1 protein-coding gene is annotated in these 330 nt (G+C 45.8%); it reads right to left on the bottom strand.

Annotated features, from left to right (window positions below):
- Nucleotides 1-330: family 1 glycosylhydrolase (locus tag AB4486_RS24985; RefSeq protein WP_372119389.1), on the bottom strand; the 330-nt coding region annotated here is incomplete at both ends.

Consider the following 330-nt stretch of genomic DNA (forward strand, 5'->3'; position numbering starts at 1 on the left):
GCCCATCAAATCAACACCATCAATCGAAACGGCTTTTTTCATCTCTTTGATGTGGTCGCCAAGGTAAGCAATGCGGTAATCGTCATTAATGCTGCCATCTTCTTCAATGGTATCAACCGCGCCAAAACCGTTCTCAACGATGAACAATGGCACTTCATAACGTTCATACAGAGACGCTAAACAGAAACGCAAACCCGTCGGATCAATTGGCCAGCCCCAATCGCTAGACTGGATGAACGGATTATCGACCGAATTTTCATGACCGCCGTCCATCGCTTCTTCTGTAGATTGGTGAGAAGAAGAATCCAAGGTATTCGACATGTAGTAGCT

This window comes from Vibrio sp. 10N.222.55.C6, from assembly GCF_041473395.1.
Taxonomy (GTDB): Bacteria; Pseudomonadota; Gammaproteobacteria; order Enterobacterales; family Vibrionaceae; genus Vibrio; species Vibrio crassostreae_C.